Source organism: Mesorhizobium sp. ESP-6-2 (assembly GCF_020164675.1).
In the GTDB taxonomy this organism is placed as follows: domain Bacteria; phylum Pseudomonadota; class Alphaproteobacteria; order Rhizobiales; family Rhizobiaceae; genus Mesorhizobium.
Window position 1 is genome coordinate 23,142 of sequence record NZ_JAIUGT010000001.1, and the last position, 15,580, is coordinate 38,721.

At 64.6% G+C, this 15,580-nt stretch carries 13 protein-coding genes; 1 reads left to right on the forward strand and 12 read right to left on the reverse strand.

The genetic code is table 11. From position 1 onward, the window contains the following. Window positions 1-121 precede the first annotated feature (121 nt). The 5 genes from LB532_RS00110 to LB532_RS00130 all read right to left on the reverse strand — a co-directional run bounded on the left by LB532_RS00110 (window position 122) and on the right by LB532_RS00130 (window position 5,870). The gene (locus LB532_RS00110) at window positions 122-877 is read right to left on the reverse strand and encodes a 5'/3'-nucleotidase SurE (protein WP_140643536.1); all 756 of its coding nucleotides are present in this window, start codon (window positions 875-877) and stop codon (window positions 122-124) included. Beyond that, on the reverse strand, window positions 874-2,040 hold the full coding sequence (locus LB532_RS00115) for an MBL fold metallo-hydrolase (protein WP_140643629.1): 1,167 nt from the start codon (window positions 2,038-2,040) through the stop codon (window positions 874-876). The genes LB532_RS00110 and LB532_RS00115 overlap by 4 nt, the downstream gene beginning before the upstream one ends. Beyond that, entirely contained in the window at window positions 2,040-3,116 is a 1,077-nt protein-coding gene (locus tag LB532_RS00120; protein ID WP_140643538.1) for an ABC transporter ATP-binding protein, read from the reverse strand. Before LB532_RS00120 ends, LB532_RS00115 begins: the two co-directional genes overlap by 1 nt. Beyond that, complete coding sequence (locus LB532_RS00125; RefSeq protein ID WP_140584507.1) at window positions 3,104-4,807, reverse strand: ABC transporter permease; 1,704 nt, start codon at window positions 4,805-4,807, stop codon at window positions 3,104-3,106. Before LB532_RS00125 ends, LB532_RS00120 begins: the two co-directional genes overlap by 13 nt. 76 nt (window positions 4,808-4,883) lie before the next feature. After that, window positions 4,884-5,870 carry an ABC transporter substrate-binding protein gene (locus tag LB532_RS00130; protein WP_224556285.1) on the reverse strand — a complete coding sequence of 329 codons (987 nt, stop codon included), beginning with the start codon at window positions 5,868-5,870 and terminating at the stop codon, window positions 4,884-4,886. Between the two features lie 264 nt (window positions 5,871-6,134). Between LB532_RS00130 and LB532_RS00135 the strand changes: the two genes are divergently transcribed. Beyond that, a complete protein-coding gene (locus LB532_RS00135; protein WP_140643541.1) occupies window positions 6,135-7,112 on the forward strand; it encodes a sugar-binding transcriptional regulator in 978 nt (325 codons plus the stop codon). 18 nt (window positions 7,113-7,130) lie between these two features. Here LB532_RS00135 and LB532_RS00140 read toward each other — a convergent pair whose 3' ends face one another. The 7 genes from LB532_RS00140 to LB532_RS00170 all read right to left on the reverse strand — a co-directional run bounded on the left by LB532_RS00140 (window position 7,131) and on the right by LB532_RS00170 (window position 15,434). Then, on the reverse strand, window positions 7,131-7,499 hold the full coding sequence (locus tag LB532_RS00140) for a hypothetical protein (protein ID WP_140643542.1): 369 nt from the start codon (window positions 7,497-7,499) through the stop codon (window positions 7,131-7,133). Window positions 7,500-7,613: 114 nt separating this feature from the next. Then, window positions 7,614-9,026, reverse strand: coding sequence for a pyruvate dehydrogenase complex dihydrolipoamide acetyltransferase (locus tag LB532_RS00145; RefSeq protein ID WP_140643544.1), 1,413 nt, complete (start codon window positions 9,024-9,026; stop codon window positions 7,614-7,616). A 3-nt stretch (window positions 9,027-9,029) separates the two neighbouring features. After that, entirely contained in the window at window positions 9,030-10,028 is a 999-nt protein-coding gene (locus tag LB532_RS00150; protein WP_140643546.1) for an alpha-ketoacid dehydrogenase subunit beta, read from the reverse strand. Then, window positions 10,028-11,056 (reverse strand): thiamine pyrophosphate-dependent dehydrogenase E1 component subunit alpha, encoded by a 1,029-nt coding sequence (locus tag LB532_RS00155; protein WP_140643548.1) that lies wholly within the window; start codon window positions 11,054-11,056, stop codon window positions 10,028-10,030. The genes LB532_RS00150 and LB532_RS00155 overlap by 1 nt, the downstream gene beginning before the upstream one ends. 2 nt (window positions 11,057-11,058) lie before the next feature. Then, window positions 11,059-12,387: an NAD(P)H-dependent oxidoreductase gene (locus LB532_RS00160; RefSeq protein ID WP_140643550.1), complete on the reverse strand. Its 1,329-nt coding sequence runs from the start codon at window positions 12,385-12,387 to the stop codon at window positions 11,059-11,061. Window positions 12,388-12,904: 517 nt separating this feature from the next. Beyond that, the gene (locus LB532_RS00165) at window positions 12,905-13,693 is read right to left on the reverse strand and encodes a 3-hydroxybutyrate dehydrogenase (protein ID WP_140643552.1); all 789 of its coding nucleotides are present in this window, start codon (window positions 13,691-13,693) and stop codon (window positions 12,905-12,907) included. Between the two features lie 139 nt (window positions 13,694-13,832). Then, window positions 13,833-15,434, reverse strand: coding sequence for an inorganic phosphate transporter (locus tag LB532_RS00170; protein WP_140643554.1), 1,602 nt, complete (start codon window positions 15,432-15,434; stop codon window positions 13,833-13,835). Between the last annotated feature and the right edge of the window lie 146 nt (window positions 15,435-15,580).

Sequence of the window (15,580 nt, forward strand, 5' to 3'; positions counted from 1 at the left end):
TGCACAGCTTGGTGATCTGGATGATCCGCGCCGCTGCGCCGCCGTTCAGGCGTTGGCACGGCTGGTCGAGCGGCCGTGCCGTCCTGAATATTCGCGGCGACCCAGTTCTGTGACCTGTTGACTAGCCTTGCCGCTGGTGCTGGATCTCGTCCAGAAACCGTCCGTCCAGCCGCGTTTCGCCAAACCAGTTCAGTCGGTTGATGCTGACGAAGCCGGCATCGATCGCCTCGTTCTCGTCGCCCGGCTCACTTGCGTGAGCGCGCCCGCGCGGGACTGTGATGACAGTGCGATCGCCGTCGCTCTCCAGGATTTCAGCCTTGCGGCCGATCTTGTCGCGGCCGATGCGCGGCTGCCGGATCCCGGCCGGCAGCGAAGCCGGCAGGTTGATGCTGAGCCAATGGCCATCCGCCGCCCACTCTTCACGCGACCGCCAGAGCGAGGCAATCAAGGCGCCGAGCCACTCGTCGTCGGCACCGCTGAAGTCCGGATTCTTCACCCGGGAAAAGCCGACCGCCGGAATGCCCCAGAATGTCGCCTCGCGCGCAATGCCCAGCGTCCCGGAATAGGCAAGGTCCTCGGCGACGTTGCGGCCGTCATTGACGCCCGCCAGCACCAGGTCGGGCTTTTGGCCATCCGCGAACAGCCAGGCCATCGCACTCACCACGCAGTCGGCCGGAGTGCCGGAACACGAATACCAGCCGGGCTTGACGCGCCGCATCGTCAACGGCCGCGCGATCGTCAGCGATGCGCCCGCGGCGGTGCGCTTGCCGTCGGGTGCCACCACCCACAAATCGTCGCTCAGGCTGCCGGCCGCCTTGACCAGCCGGGCAAGGCCCGGCGCCTCGATGCCGTCATCGTTGCAGATCAGGAGTCTCATGTCTCTTTTCCTCGGCGTACCGTGATGCTCTGGCCGGTGCGGCATTGCGGGCGCAGCGATGGAATATGGGCTTTCAGATCGTCGAGGAGTTCGCTCGCGCAGGAATGGCCCAGCGTCTCCGGGCGCCCTGCCTTCTCCCAGATATCGACATTGCCCGACAGCGTTGGGTGGGTGGGCATGCGCACCCAGTCCGCCCGGCCGGCTTTGTGCAGCAGATCGCCGGGGGAGCCGGAGGGCAGATGCCCGGTCAGCAACACCGGAAAGCCGGCCCGATCGGCGCGCGGCAGCAGGCGGGACGAAGGCCCGGCCTCGCCCATGCCGTCATCGGCCAGCAAGGGCAGCGAGGGCAGCGGGTCGGCGTCGGCCCAGTCTGCGGCTCTACCCAGCCGTAAGCGCAGCATCTCGGATACGCCAGGCAGCAGCGCCGAAGTGGCGGCGATCTGCGCTTCGAGCGAAGCACGCATGCCGGCATGGATGGCGAAGGGTCCCGGCAAGGCCGCGATCAATTCCAGCGACCGCCCCGACAGCGGCGTCGGCAGGAGGCATCCGTTCGAATGTCGCGCCACCCAGCCCGAAATGGCCTCGGCGCGCGCCGCACCCGGCACGGGATCGGCGCCATAGGAGGCGTCGAGAACGAGAAGATCGCATTCGGGGATCGCGTCCATCACGAAGACGTTGCTGTCCGGCACCACGTCGGCTGAATAGACGACGCGGCTCTTGCCATCGTCGACGGCAAACCAGACGCCGCCGACGACATGTCCCGACCTCCCCGTCCTGATCGTGAGATTGCCGCTCTTCAGCAAATCGCCGGGTTCGAAAATCTCGATGCGATCTTCCGGAAAGGGAAACCGCTTGAGATCCCCGGGATCGGCATAGCCGGCCAGCGTGGCCGGAGCCTCGGCACGGGTCTCGGCCGTCATGAAAATCGGGCCGGCATAGCCGCGCGACAAAAGCCAGCTCAGAGCACCGACGTGATCCTCGTGGGCATGCGAGACGAACAATGCGTCGATGTCGGCGAACGACCCGTCAAGTGCCGGATAGTACTCCGCCCCCGTGGCCCCGACCTTTATGCCGATATCGAGCAGGATGCGATCGTTTCCGCTGCGGACGGCAACGCTGGTGCGGCCCTTTTCGCCGAAGCCGCCGGCCAGGTCCAGCTTCATCACGACGCCGCCTCCGCCGGGATCAGCCAGCCGGACTTAATGCGCAGGCGCGCCTGGGCTCCGCTCTCCAGCACGACCGGGTCGGGCTGCTCGAAATGCAAGGTAAGATCAGGTCCTGCGGAAGGCGTAAATTCGATGCGCGCCGAACCACCCTGGTAGATCACCCGCTTGACGAGGCCATCGAAGCCGGGGCCGTCCGGCGAGACGTCGAGATCGGCCGACCGGCAGCAGATCCTTGCGCCGGCGCGCGGCCGCTCGCCTGCCCGGCAGCGGACGACCAGCTCGGTTCCGAGAACCCGGACCTTGCAATGACCGGCTTCCTCGGCGCTCAGCACGTCGGCCGGAAGCAGAATGCCCTGCGAAATGAAGGAGGCCACCATTTCATTCGCCGGCTCATGATAAAGCTCGTGCGGCGTCGCGAGCTGGACCAGGCGACCGTGATCCATCACCGCGATACGATCGGCCAGCGCCATGGCCTCGGCCTGGTCGTGGGTGATGTAGACGATGGTCGTGCCGGTGCGCTTATGGAAGGCGGCGAACTCGTCCTCCATCGAGGCCCTGAGATGCACGTCGAGATTGGCGAGCGGCTCGTCGAACAATACCAGCGAGGGCGCCGCGACCAGGCAGCGCGCCAGGGCCACGCGCTGGCGCTGGCCGCCGGAGAGGTTGGCCGGCCTGCGGTCTCCTAACCCCTGTAGATTGACCAGGGCCAGCGCATCGGCCACTTTCTGGCGGGCCACCGCCTTGTCCAGCTTTGCAACCTTGAGCGAATAGCCGATGTTCTCGGCGACCGTCATGTGCGGCCACAATGCGTAGTTCTGGAAGACGATGCCGACCCGCCGCTTCTCTGGTGGAACGCTGCCGCCTCCACCCGACACGACCTCGCTGCCGATGCGGATTTCGCCCGACGTCACCTTCTCGAAGCCGGCGACAAGCCGCAGCAACGTCGTCTTGCCGCAGCCGGAAGGCCCGAGCACGGCAAGGAATTCGCCGTCGCCGACATCGATCGAAACGTCCTTGACCGCATCGAACTCGGCGAAGCTCTTGGTCACATGGTCCAGGGTCAATCGCGCCATGGCAGAACTCCGCTCGGAAGATGAGGGGCAAGCAGGTTGGTCACCAGCATCAGCACGAAGGTGACCGCGACCGTGATGACGGACATCGCCGCCGCGTAGTTGGAATCGCCGCCCTGTTCGAACGAGAACATCACCACGCCGATTGTCTCGGAACCCGACGACCACAGCAGCGCCGAGACCGTGAGCTCGCTGAGCGCTGTCATGAAGATCAGCAGGCCGCCGGCGATCGCCGCCGGCGCCACCAGCGGAAAGACGATGGTGCGCATGCGCGTGAACAGGCCGGCGCCCGCCACTTGTGCAGCCTCCTCCAGCGTGCGGTCGATCTGGTGATAGCCGCTGATCGTCGGCCGCAAGGCCAGCACCAGGAAGCGGGCGAGATAGGCGTAGAGAATGATCCAGACCGTGTTGTAAAGCTGTATGCCGGTCAGCGGGATCGGCCGCAGGAACAAGAGCAGCGAGGCGATCGCCAGCACCACGCCGGGCAAGGCATAGGGCAGCTCGACCGAAAGATTGAGCAGCCGCACCCAGCGCTGCTTGCCCCAGGCAATGAGATAGCCGATCGGCACGGCGACGAGGACCGCGAAGAACGCGGCGGCGATCGACAGCCAGAAGCTGTTGAAGAAGGCACGGCTGGCGGCAGCGTGCTCGAACAGCACGAAACGGTAATTGTCGAGCGTCGCCGTCTTGGCGCTGAGCGCGATGCCGTAGCCGGGAACCAGCGACGTCAGCACCAGCCCGAACAGCGGCAGGAACAACACCAGTACGACCAGCAGCCACATGCCGGCCTGGACGATCGGACGCCAGCGGCCAAGCTCGTAGGGCTCGGCGGGCAGCGAGGTGGAGCTGATGCGGTAGTCGCGGCGCCGGCTCATGACCTCCTGGGCGATGATGCCGGCCATGGCGATGATGCCGATCAGCACCGACAGGAACGCCGTCTCGCCGAGCACGGCCGGCCCGCCGCCGGCGAGTTTTTGATAGATCAAGGTCGGCAGCACGAGATAATTGGCGGGAATGCCGAGAAAGGCGGGAATGCCGAAATTGCCGACGCAGGACACGAAGGCCAGTGCCGCTGCCGCCATGATCGACGGTGTCATCAGGGGTAGCACGATGGTGACGAGCACGGTGAACCAGCTCGCGCCGCCGGCTCGCGCCGCCTCGACCAGTTCGCGCGGCAGCTTGCGCAGGCCGGCGCGCACCAGCAGGAACACCAGCGGGCCATACTGCACGCCGAGCAGCAGGATGATGCCCGACGTGGAATAGAGCGGGTTCTTGGTGCCGAGCGGCGGTGCGGCGCCGAACAGCTTGAGGAACGGGCTGGCCGGTCCGAACAGTTGCAGCCAGGCGAGCGCCGTGACCTGCGGCGCGATCATCAGCGGCATGACATAGCAGAGCACCAGCGCGCTTCGGCCGCGTATGTCGGTCAGCGTGATGAGCACCGCCACCAGCGTTCCCGACAGCACGGCAAGCACCGTGCCGCCTATGCCGACGACAAGCGTATGCCAGGTGGCGATCCAGGTCGCCGGACTTCTCAGTCCAGCCTCCAGGGCCATCGTCGACACGGTGCCGCCGGGCGCCACGATTTCCTTGATCAGGCGCAGCATCGGCAGCAGGGAGAGCAGCACGATGACGACGGCTACCGCCGCCGTCAGGACCATTTCCTGGCCCCGGCTTTCCCTGATCGTTGATGGCATGGTTGCTTTCCTGAAATTCGACCAGCGCGCAGTGGGGATGCCGCCGAAGCGGCATCCCGGCCGGATCGGCAAGCCTTCAGCCGCCGAACAGTTCCGAGAACTTCGCCTTGTCGGCGTCGGTCTTGGCGACGATTGCCTTGGTGTCGAACGACATCACCTTGACCTTGACGCCTTCCGGCAGCCATTCGGGCCGGCCGACCGAGGCCCGTGCCGGCAGGTAGCCCATGGAAAGCGCCAGCTTCTGGCCTTCGTCCGAGAGAATGAAGTCGACGAACTTCTTGGCGCCGTCGACATTCTTGGCGGTCTTCATGATCGCGACCGGTTCGGTCACGGCCGGCACGCCTTCCGAGGGGAACACGAATTCCACCGGCGAGCCCTTCTTCTTGGCGTTCATCGCCATGAAGTCGACGAGGATGCCATAGGGCTTCTCGCCTGATGCCACGGACTTCAGCACCGCGCCATTGCCGCGCACGCTGACGGTGTTGTTGGTCTTCAGCTTCTGGAAGAAATCCCAGCCATAATCGGCATCGCCGACGAAGCCCGAAAGCAGGTAGGCGGCGGCACCTGAATAGAGCGGGCTCGGCATGACGAGACCATCGGCATAGGCCGGCTTGGCGAGATCGGCCCAATGTTCCGGCTTCTCGGCGGCCGCGGTGTTGTAGACGATGCCGGTGGTGATCAGCTTGCTGCCGAAATAGGTCTTGTCGGCGTCGTACGCATCCGGCTCGATGCCGTCGAGCTTTGCCTCGGGATAAGGCAGCAGCCGGCCATCCTTCTTCAGCAACTCCATCGAGACCGCATCGGCGATCAACAGCACGTCGGCCTGCGGGCTGCCGGCAGCGAATTCGGCCGCCATCTTTGTCAGGATGTCGCTGGTACCGGAACGATAGATTGCCACGTCGATGCCGGGCTGCGCCTTCTTGAAGGCCTCCACGGTCTTGGCCGCATCGGCTTCCGGCTGGGATGTGTAGAGCGTCAACGTTTCGGCACTTGCCATGCCGGCAAACAAAGTTGCCGCGAGCGCCAGCTGGCTGCCCAGCAGTTTGATGAATAGCGTCTTCATGAGACCTCCTGTCCTGTCTGTGCACGACCGGTCCGGCCCCCGGCCGGTTCCCTGTCTCTTCCTCCCTGCACGGCGCATATGACTGGTGGATGACACAGCGCGTGGGATATACAAAATATGTTCATATGTTCGATGTCAATTACAAATGAACAAAACTGTGCAACAATCGACACGCTGGACATCCGGCGCCAGTTGACACGCGGCCGGCCTTTCTCCGAAGAGGCGATGCGAGGCCAAGGCCAAGGCTCATGAGGACGAAAAGCGATGCCTGTGGAAAAACCCAGACCGGCCCGCTCCGGATTGCCGATGGTGTCGTCGGATCTCAACGTCAAGACGGCGTGGCTCTATTATGTGGAGGGCTTCACGCAGGAGCAGATCGCCGAGAAGCTCGATGTCTCCAGGGTGAAGGTCATGCGCACGCTGGCCGCGTGCACGGCCGAGGGCATCGTCGTCACCATGATCAACGCGCCCACCGCCGAACAGGTGGCGCTCGAACGTGCACTCGAGAAGCGCTGGGGCCTCGACGCAGCCGTCGTCATCCCGACACCTTCGGCGCAAGAGCACCTGGAGAAGGCGATCGGCCACGCCGTGGCGGCCTATCTCGGCGAGCAGATGCAGGACGGCATGACGCTGGCGATCGGCGGCGGCGCGACCCTGCATGCCAGTTTGGGATTTCTCGCCCGCCGGCAGCTGAAGCACGCCTCGGTCGTGGCGCTCGTGGGCAGCCTGCCGCATTCGCAATGGATCAATCCGTCGATCGTCGCCGCCAAGGTCGCTGACGTCTTCGAGGTCGACAGCTATCAGATCACCGCGCCGGTTACGGTCGACGACCCCTCGCTGCGTGACCTGCTATGGGCGCAGCCGACGCTGCAGGACGTGCGCCGGCGCGCTGCCACCGCCGACATCGCGCTGCTCACCGTCGGCGACATGTCGCCGGACGCCACCATCTTCCGTCACGGCATTGTGCCGTCGTCGCTGATCGCGCCGCTGAAGGCAAAGGGCGCCGTCGCCAACATGCTGTGCTATTTCGTCGATGCCTCAGGCAGGCTGGTCGACCACGAAGTCAACGGCCGCGTCATGGCCATCGATCTCGATGTCGTCGGCCAGGTACCGAATGTCGTGCTGGCCGCCGGCGGCAAGCGCAAGGTGGCCGCGATCCTGGCCGCGCTGAAGGCCGTCAGCACCAATGTGCTGATCACCGACAGCGATACGGCGACGGCGTTGCTGGCAAAGGCTGGCTGAGGCTGCTTTCAGTGCCGCTCAGATAAGGCCGCGTTCGCGCAAGAAATCCTCGACGCCGACATGGGTCATGGATTCGAATTCGGCGATCGCCTCGGCCACCCGTCTGCGCTGGGCCGCTAGCAGCGTGAACACCTGCTTCATCTCGCCGGAAACGCCGAAGCGGCCCCAGCGCTCTGCGATATGCGCCGGCAGGCCGATGTCGGCGCAGAACGCATCCAGGCTCTCATAGCCGAGATGCGCGACGAGTTGCTTGGTTTCGTCCGCCGACATACGCGGCTCGAAGGCGTGGTCGTGCAGGCGCTGCGCCACCAGCTTGATGTCGGACGGAGACGCGCCCATCACCTTGCCGAACAGGGTCTTGACGTCGGATGGATCGAATGCGGGCATGCGGACCTCCCTTGATCACAGTCCACCTGAAACATGGGCGAAGGGTTCGCGCCTGACAAGTCGATTCTGTGGTGAGCCGGCGCATCATTCAACGCCGGCTCACGTCAACGTGACCTACGCCAGCATGCCCATCGGATTCTCGATCAGCTTCTTGAAGGCGACCAGCAGTTCGGCGCCGAGTGCACCATCGACGGCGCGATGGTCGGTCGACAGCGTCACCGACATCACCGTGGCGATTTTGATCTCGCCGTTCTTGACCACCGCCCGCTCCTCGCCGGCGCCCACCGCCAGGATCGTCGCATGCGGCGGGTTGATGACGGCGGCGAAATCCTTGATGCCGAACATGCCAAGGTTCGACACCGCCGTGGTGCCGCCCTGATATTCTTCCGGCTTGAGCTTGCGGCTGCGCGCGCGGCTGGCCAGGTCCTTCATCTCGTTGGAGATCACCGACAGCGTCTTTTCATCCGCCTTGCGGATAATCGGCGTGATCAGGCCGCCGGGGATCGACACGGCGACGCCGACATCGGCATGCCTGTGCTTGACCATGGCGCTTTCGGTCCACGAGGCATTGGCATCCGGCACCGCCTTCAGGGCCATGGCCATCGCCTTGATCACCATGTCGTTGACCGACAGCTTGTAGGCGGGCGCCTCGCCCTTGTCGGTCTTCTTTACCGGTGCGGCCGCATTGAGTTGCGTGCGCAGCGAAAGCAGCGCATCGAGCTCGCAGTCGAGCGTCAGGTAGAAATGCGGGATGGTGGTCTTGGCCTCGACCAGCCGGCGCGCGATGGTCTTGCGCATGTTGTCGTGCGGGACGAGTTCATAGGAGCCTTCCTCGAACAGGCGCAGCACATCACCCTCCCCCTTGAGGGGAGGGTGGCCGGCCGAAGGCCGGTCGGGTGGGGTCGCTTCGACGGGGCTCGGCGCAAAAGCGGTGCCTCCTGAGACGACCCCCTCCGTCCGCTTCGCGGACACCTCCCCCTCGAGGGGGGAGGAGAGTACCGCATCGATATCCGCCTTCACGACGCGGCCATGTGGGCCTGTACCTGATATGCCGGAGAGATTCAGTCCTGCTTCACGAGCCAATCGACGCGCCAAGGGTGTAGCGCGGGTTTTCCCCTCCTCCTCGAGGGGAGGGTGGCCGGCCGAAGGCCGGTCGGGTGGGGCCGGTTCGACCGGGCTCAGCGCGAGGGCGGTGCCTTCTGAGGCAACCCCCTCTGTCGACTTCGTCGACATCTCCCCCTCAAGGGGGGAGATTGGCGCCTTGTCCTGCTTGTCCCCGTAGCTTTCATCATCGGCATAGATCCACGCAACCGGCGCGCCGACGGGGATATCGACGCCTTCCTTGCCGGAGACATCGCGCAGGATGCCGCTGGCCGGCGCGTCGATTTCCATCGCCGCCTTGTCGGTCTCGATCTCGAACAGCACGTCGCCCTTCTTGACCCGGGCGCCTTCCTCGGCGAACCAGCGCGAGATCTGTCCGGTCGCCATGTCCATGTCGACCTTGGGAAGAATGACTTCAGTCGGCATGTCTCAGCGAACCCCTCTCACGAGGTCGCGCGCGGCGGTGACGATGCCGGGAACCTGCGGCACCGTCGCCTTCTCCAGCTCCGGATTGTACGGGATCGGCGTCTCCGCGCCGCCCAGCCGCACGATCGGCGCGTCGAGATAGTCGAACGCCTCGCTCTCGGCGATCATGGCGCTGACCTCGGCGCCGATGCCCAGCGTCTTGACTGCTTCGTAGACGCACATCAGCCGCGACGTCTTCTTGACACTGTCGATGACGGTCTGCTTGTCCATCGGCCGGATCGTCCTGAGGTCGACGACTTCGACGTCGATGCCTTCCGCCTCCAGCGCGGCCGCGGCGTCGAGCGCCTTCTGCACCATGATCGAGGTGGCGACGATGGTGAGATCGCGCCCTTCGCGGCGGATATCGGCCTTGCCGATCGGCACCGTGTAGTAGCCTTCCGGAACCGGGCCCTTCATCTTGTAGAGCAGCTTGTGTTCGAAGATCATCACCGGATCGGGATCGGCGACGGCAGCCAAAAGCATGCCTTTGGCATCGTGCGGCGTCGCCGGCTGGATGACCTTCAGGCCCGGCACATGGCCGAGCCAGGCCTCCAGGCTCTGGCTGTGCTGCGCGGCGGCACCGGTGCCGGAACCGGCAGGAAAGCGCATCACCACGGGAACGGAAACCTCGCCGCCCAGCATGAAGCGCATCTTGGCCGCCTGGTTGACGATCTGCTCCATGGCGAGCGTGGCAAAGTCGGAGAACTGGAACTCGAAGATCGGCCGCATCCCGGTGACGGCGGCACCCACCGCGACACCCGCGCCGCCCAGTTCCGAAATCGGCGTGTCCATGACCCGGTCGGGACCGTAGCGCTCGACCAGATCGCCGGTCACCTGGAAGGCGCCGCCATAGACGCCGATATCCTCGCCCATCAGGAAGACGCGTTCGTCCATGTCCATGGCGATCGCCATGGCTTCCTGGATCGCCTGGGCGTAGCTCAGTTCACGCACCATCGCGTCCATCACGCCTGCTCCGTATACACGTAATTTCCGGTCTCGCTGACATCAGGCGACGGGCTCGCCTTGGCGAACTCGATGCCGTCGGCGATTTCCTGCGCCACCGCTTCGCGGATCGCCTCGATGCCCTTCTCGTCGATGAAGCCGAAGTCGCGCAGTTCGCTTTCGAACAGGGTGATCGGATCGCGGTTCGACATCCAGTCCTCGATCTCCTCCTTGGTGCGATAGCGGTTGCGGTCGCTCTTGGAATGGCCGCGATGGCGGTAGGTCTTGGACTCGATCAGCGTCGGCCCCTCGCCCGCGCGTGCGCGCTCGACGGCCCTGTAGGACGCCTCGGCCACCTCCGAAAAAATGTTGCCGTTGACGATGACGCCGGGCATCGAATAGGCGGCGGCGCGCTCGGCGATGTTCTTGACGGCGGTCGAGCGGGCCGTCGACGTCGACATGCCGTAGCCATTGTTCTCGCACACGAAAATCACCGGCAGCTTCCAGATCGCCGCCATGTTGAGCGCCTCGTGGAAAGCGCCCTCATTGTTGGCGCCGTCGCCGAAGAAGGAGACCACGACCTTGCCGGTCTTCATCATCTTGGAGGAGAGTGCGGCCCCAACGGCGATCGGAATGCCGCCGCCGACAATGCCGTTGGCGCCGAGATTGCCCTTGGCGACGTCGGCGATGTGCATCGAGCCGCCGCGGCCCTTGCAGTAGCCGGTGGTCTTGCCGAAGAACTCGGCGAACATGCGCTTGACCTCGGCGCCCTTGGCGATGCAGTGGCCGTGGCCGCGATGCGTCGAGGTGATCTGGTCATCCTCGCCGAGCGGCATGCAGATGCCCATGGCGCTGGCTTCCTGGCCGATCGACAGATGCATGGTGCCGTGGATGAGGCCGCGCGTGTAGCTCTCCTCCGCGCCCTCTTCGAAGCGGCGGATGAGGTACATCTTGTAGAGCACCTGTCTGAGCTGCTCGGCGCTGTACTGGCGATAGACGAAGGGCAGGTTGGCGCGGCTGTCCGCGACGGCTTTGCTGGCTGCGGCCATGATCACGCCTCCACGGTTCCGTAGACGAGCTTGTCCTGGCGCGCGCGCAGTTCGGCGATCTTGGAACCCGGGGCCGGGGCGGCATTGGCGTAGGTGATGAGCTCGCCCTTCTTGATCGGCGCCGTCACCGAACCGCCCTGCAGCAGGCCGCAGGGAATAGCCCTGGCGGCATGCGCTTCCGGCGCCGTCATGATCCAGGCGCGGTAGCAATATTCGCCGATCGCATCGAGCTTCTCGCCCGGCTTCATGTCCTTCTTGGCCACGGCTGCGACTTCGGCCACCGGCTTTGCCAGCGGCACCATGTCGGCCTTGCCGTAGAGCACGACGCGGGCGCAGGTCAGCGGCACTTCGAGCGAGGTCAAATGGTAGGGCCGATGGAAGGTGAAGTACGGCCCCTTGCCCATCTTCAAATCTTCCATGCGCTCCGAAATGCGCGGATGCGACATGTCGGCGACGACGAACACGCCGGGCGCGACACCCTTGCCGATCGAATAGTCGACGACGCCGACCTTCGACAGCACGCCGCCGTCCTTCTGCGGCACCAGCACCTTGGACAATTCGCCGAGCGTCGCCGCCGGACCGTGCATGCCGGCCTTGTCGGGCACCAGCCCGGTGGCATTGGCGATCGCCGCCATCTCGACCATGGTCTTGGAGCCGTCGACGAACTCGACCAGCATGCGTACGTTCATGTGCCGGCGCTGGGCCTCTTCCTCATAGTCGGGCGGCGTGGCATCGATGTTGAGCGGATTGTTCTTGCCCTTGCCGGCGGCGACGATCGGATGGCCCATCGCCGAGACGAACTCGATCAGCTCCATGCAGGACGACGGCTCGTCGCCGGCGCCCAGCGAATAGGTGACGCCGAGCCGGTCGGCCTCGCTCTTGAGATAGGCGCCGATGGTGACGTCGGCCTCGACATTCATCATCACCAGGTGCTTGCCGTGCTCCATGGCGCGCAAGCCGATCTCCGCGCCGACGGCGGGAACGCCGGTGGCGTCGATGACGACGTCGATCAGGTCATTGTTGATGACCAGGCTGGCGTCGTTGGTGACCGCCACCTTGCCGGCCTCCATGGCGGCCGTCATCGCCGCGGCGTTCGACACTTCGCGCGCATGCCCGGTTTCCTGGAAGGCGATGTCCACGGCCTTGCTGGCCGTCGGCAGGTTCAGCTCGGAAATGGCGCCGATCTCGATGCCGGACATATGGGCGACGCGGGTAACGATGTCGGTTCCCATCTCGCCCGAACCGATCAAGCCGATGCGGATTGGCTTGCCCGACTTGGCCCGCACCTCGAGATCACGGGCAAGGCCCGTCAACGAAACATTGGAAGCCATATCGCTCATTCCTCCCGTAATGCTGCTATTCAATCACCTGACGGGTATTGAACATCTGTATTTCTGTCAAGACTAATGTCCAGATTTGCAGCACTTTTGCAGCACTTCCCAGCATCACGAGCAAGGTGGGAAAGCCGGCAAATCCGACAACCAAACGGCTCGCGACGGTTCGACGCATTCGGGCCCAGAAAACTTCGGGCTCAGACGCGCTTGCGCGTCCCGGCGCCTAGCCAACCGGAAAATCGTGGCATGGATGATCGTGCTGACCGGAATGCCGCCAGTTGCTGGCGATCAGCCGGTGGACATGTCCGGCGAAGGTGTGACGGACATTGTCATGGCGTTGCAGTAGCTCTTGAAGGGCATCGGCGTCGGTTAGCCTGACCTCGTCGAGCACCGGCATGTGGATGCCGAACGGCGGGTGGTGCATAAACAGGAGGACCGACCGGTCCTGTGCCCCTTGCAACCGCTTGCCGGCTCCCGAAGGCATCAGCCGGAAACAGAACGCCTCGCCTGGGCTTTACTGTGCCGTCCAGCCGCCGTCCATCGGCAAGGTCGTGCCGGTGATCTGCCTGGCTGAATCCGAGCACAGGAACAGCGCCAGGGCGGCAAGGTCCTCGACGGCGACGAATTCCTTTGACGGCTGTGCGGCCAGAAGCACATCGCGCTTGACCTGTTCCTCGGTCATGCCGCGCGCCTTCATCGTGTCGGGGATCTGCTTCTCGACCAGCGGCGTCCAGACATAGCCGGGCGCGATCGCGTTGACGGTGATGCCGTCCTGCGCGACTTCCAGCGCCACCGTCTTGGTCAGGCCTGATATGCCGTGCTTGGCCGAGACATAGGCGGATTTGAACGGCGAGGCGACGAGCGCATGCGCGGAAGCCGTGTTGATGATGCGGCCCCATTTGCGGCTCTTCATGCCGGGCAGCGCCGCCTTGACCGCGTAGAAGGCCGACAGCAGGTTGACGCGGATGATCGCTTCCCATTTGTCGTCGGGGAATTCGTCGATCGGCGCGACATGCTGGATGCCGGCATTGTTGACCAGGATGTCGAGGCTGCCGAACGCCGCCTCGGCCTCATGCACCATGGCGCTGACCGCCGCGCCGTCCATCATGTTGGCGTCGGAGTAGCGGCATTTGACGCCGAAATCCTTCTCGATTCCGGCGCGCTCCCGCTCGATATCGGCGGCATTGCCCAGCCCGTTGATGGTGAGATTGGCGCCTTCTGCGGCGAAGGCGCGGGCGATAGCCAGGCCGATGCCACTGGTCGAGCCGGTGACGAGCGCGTTTTTCGAAGACAGGGAAGCCATGGCGATCTCGCGAGAAGTGGGACGGAAGATGACGATATAATTGTGCGTCGCAGCATGACAATGACAGAGCCTCGCGCAAAGAAAAAAGCAGCGCCGGCGACCGGCGCTGCCTTTTTTTTCTGAAAGTGGCTGCGCCGACTCAGAACACCTGGCGAAAGACGATGAACAGCACGAAGGCCAGCGTGATCGAGCATGGCAGCGTCAGCACCCAGGCGAGCAGCAGGTTGCGCACCGTCGACCATTGCAGGCCCGAGCCATTGGCGGCCATGGTTCCGGCGACGCCGGACGACAGCACATGGGTCGTCGACACCGGCAGGCCGAGCCTGTCGGCCATGCCGATGGTCACCATGGCGACGAGTTCGGCCGCGGCGCCCTGACCATAGGTCAAATGGCTCTTGCCGATCTTCTCGCCGACGGTGACGACGATGCGCTTCCAGCCGACCATGGTGCCGAGGCCGAGCGCCAACGCCACGGCGATCTTCACCCACAGCGGGATGAACTTCGTCGCGTTGTCGACGGCCTTGTGATAATCGGTGACCGCCTTGAGGTCGGCACCCTCCATCGGCAGCAGCTTTTTCTTGTCGATCAGCTTGAGCGCCTCGCCGATCAGGTAGATGTCGTTGCGGGCGTTGCTGACGAGGTCGGTGGGCACCGTATCGACCGAGGCGTAGGGCTGCAGCCCGGCGGTGGTGTTGTGGATGTAGGTCTGCAGCGCGACCGTCGTCTGGTCGTTCCAGGTGCGTGTGCGCACGGCATCCTGCACAGTCGCCTTCGCATCCGTGACGCTGATTCCCGGCTTGATATATTTGCCCAGGGCCTGCTCGACCCCGGCCGAAGCGGATTTATAGGCTTCGAGATAGTTGATGTCGGGTGTGCGGTTGAGCGCGAAGGCCGTCGGCACCACGCCGATCAGGATCAGCATGATCAGGCCCATGCCCTTCTGGCCGTCATTGGAGCCGTGCGCGAAGCTGACGCCGGTGCAGGTGAAGATCAGCAGCGCGCGGATCCACCATGGCGGCGGCGTGTTGCCCTTCGGCGCCTCATAAAGAGCCTGATTGCGCACTAGAAGCTTCATCGCATAGAGCAGGGCGGCGGCGGCGAAGAACCCGACGACCGGCGACACCAGCAGGGTCGTGCCGACATTGGTCGCCTGCGACCAGTCGACGCCGCTGGTGGCGCTGCCGGCGGGCGCCGTGAACTGGTTGGCGAGGCCGACGCCGATGATCGAACCGACCATGGTGTGCGAACTCGAGGCCGGCAGGCCGAGGAACCAGGTGCCGAGATTCCACAGGATCGCCGCGACCAGCAGGGCGAACACCATGGCAAAGCCGGAGGAAGAGCCGACCTGCAGGATGAGTTCGACGGGCAGTAGCGACAAGATGCCGAAGGCGACAGCGCCGCTGGAGGTGAGGACTCCGAGGAAGTTGAACACGCCAGACCACATGACGGCGAATTCGGCCGGCAGCGAGCGCGTATAGATGACGGTCGCCACCGCATTGGCGGTGTCGTGGAAGCCGTTGACGAATTCGAAGCCGAGCGCGATCAGCAGGGCGATGCCGAGCAGGATCCACGGCACTGTCTTGGCGGCAGCCAGGTCCTGCCTGAGCGCGTAGCCGACATAGACGATGCCGACCAGCACCAGCACGCCGAAGACGGGCAGGAACCATTTGGCCCCACCCGATTGCGCGAGCGGGTGGTCCGGTCTCGGAATGCCTGCCTCGTTTGAAACTATGTCCACCACGTCCCGCTCCTTTTGCATTGCAGCAAAGAACCGGGAATGATGCTATGTCCGCACGATGAACCCTGTATGACGCGGGGCGACATCCTGGAAAAGCGCTCGGCGGTTGTCGGTCCGGAATTGCCTGGAAACCGAACCGCCCTGATGGT

Coding starts and splice junctions, on each gene's coding strand:
- LB532_RS00140 (WP_140643542.1), bottom strand. CDS start 7,499: ATGCCCGCATTCGATCCATCCGACGTCAAGACCCTGTTCGGCAAGGTG.
- LB532_RS00110 (WP_140643536.1), bottom strand. CDS start 877: ATGAGACTCCTGATCTGCAACGATGACGGCATCGAGGCGCCGGGCCTT.
- LB532_RS00125 (WP_140584507.1), bottom strand. CDS start 4,807: ATGCCATCAACGATCAGGGAAAGCCGGGGCCAGGAAATGGTCCTGACG.
- LB532_RS00145 (WP_140643544.1), bottom strand. CDS start 9,026: ATGCCGACTGAAGTCATTCTTCCCAAGGTCGACATGGACATGGCGACC.
- LB532_RS00115 (WP_140643629.1), bottom strand. CDS start 2,040: ATGAAGCTGGACCTGGCCGGCGGCTTCGGCGAAAAGGGCCGCACCAGC.
- LB532_RS00165 (WP_140643552.1), bottom strand. CDS start 13,693: ATGGCTTCCCTGTCTTCGAAAAACGCGCTCGTCACCGGCTCGACCAGT.
- LB532_RS00135 (WP_140643541.1), top strand. CDS start 6,135: ATGCCTGTGGAAAAACCCAGACCGGCCCGCTCCGGATTGCCGATGGTG.
- LB532_RS00160 (WP_140643550.1), bottom strand. CDS start 12,387: ATGGCTTCCAATGTTTCGTTGACGGGCCTTGCCCGTGATCTCGAGGTG.
- LB532_RS00155 (WP_140643548.1), bottom strand. CDS start 11,056: ATGGCCGCAGCCAGCAAAGCCGTCGCGGACAGCCGCGCCAACCTGCCC.
- LB532_RS00150 (WP_140643546.1), bottom strand. CDS start 10,028: ATGGACGCGATGGTGCGTGAACTGAGCTACGCCCAGGCGATCCAGGAA.
- LB532_RS00120 (WP_140643538.1), bottom strand. CDS start 3,116: ATGGCGCGATTGACCCTGGACCATGTGACCAAGAGCTTCGCCGAGTTC.
- LB532_RS00130 (WP_224556285.1), bottom strand. CDS start 5,870: ATGAAGACGCTATTCATCAAACTGCTGGGCAGCCAGCTGGCGCTCGCG.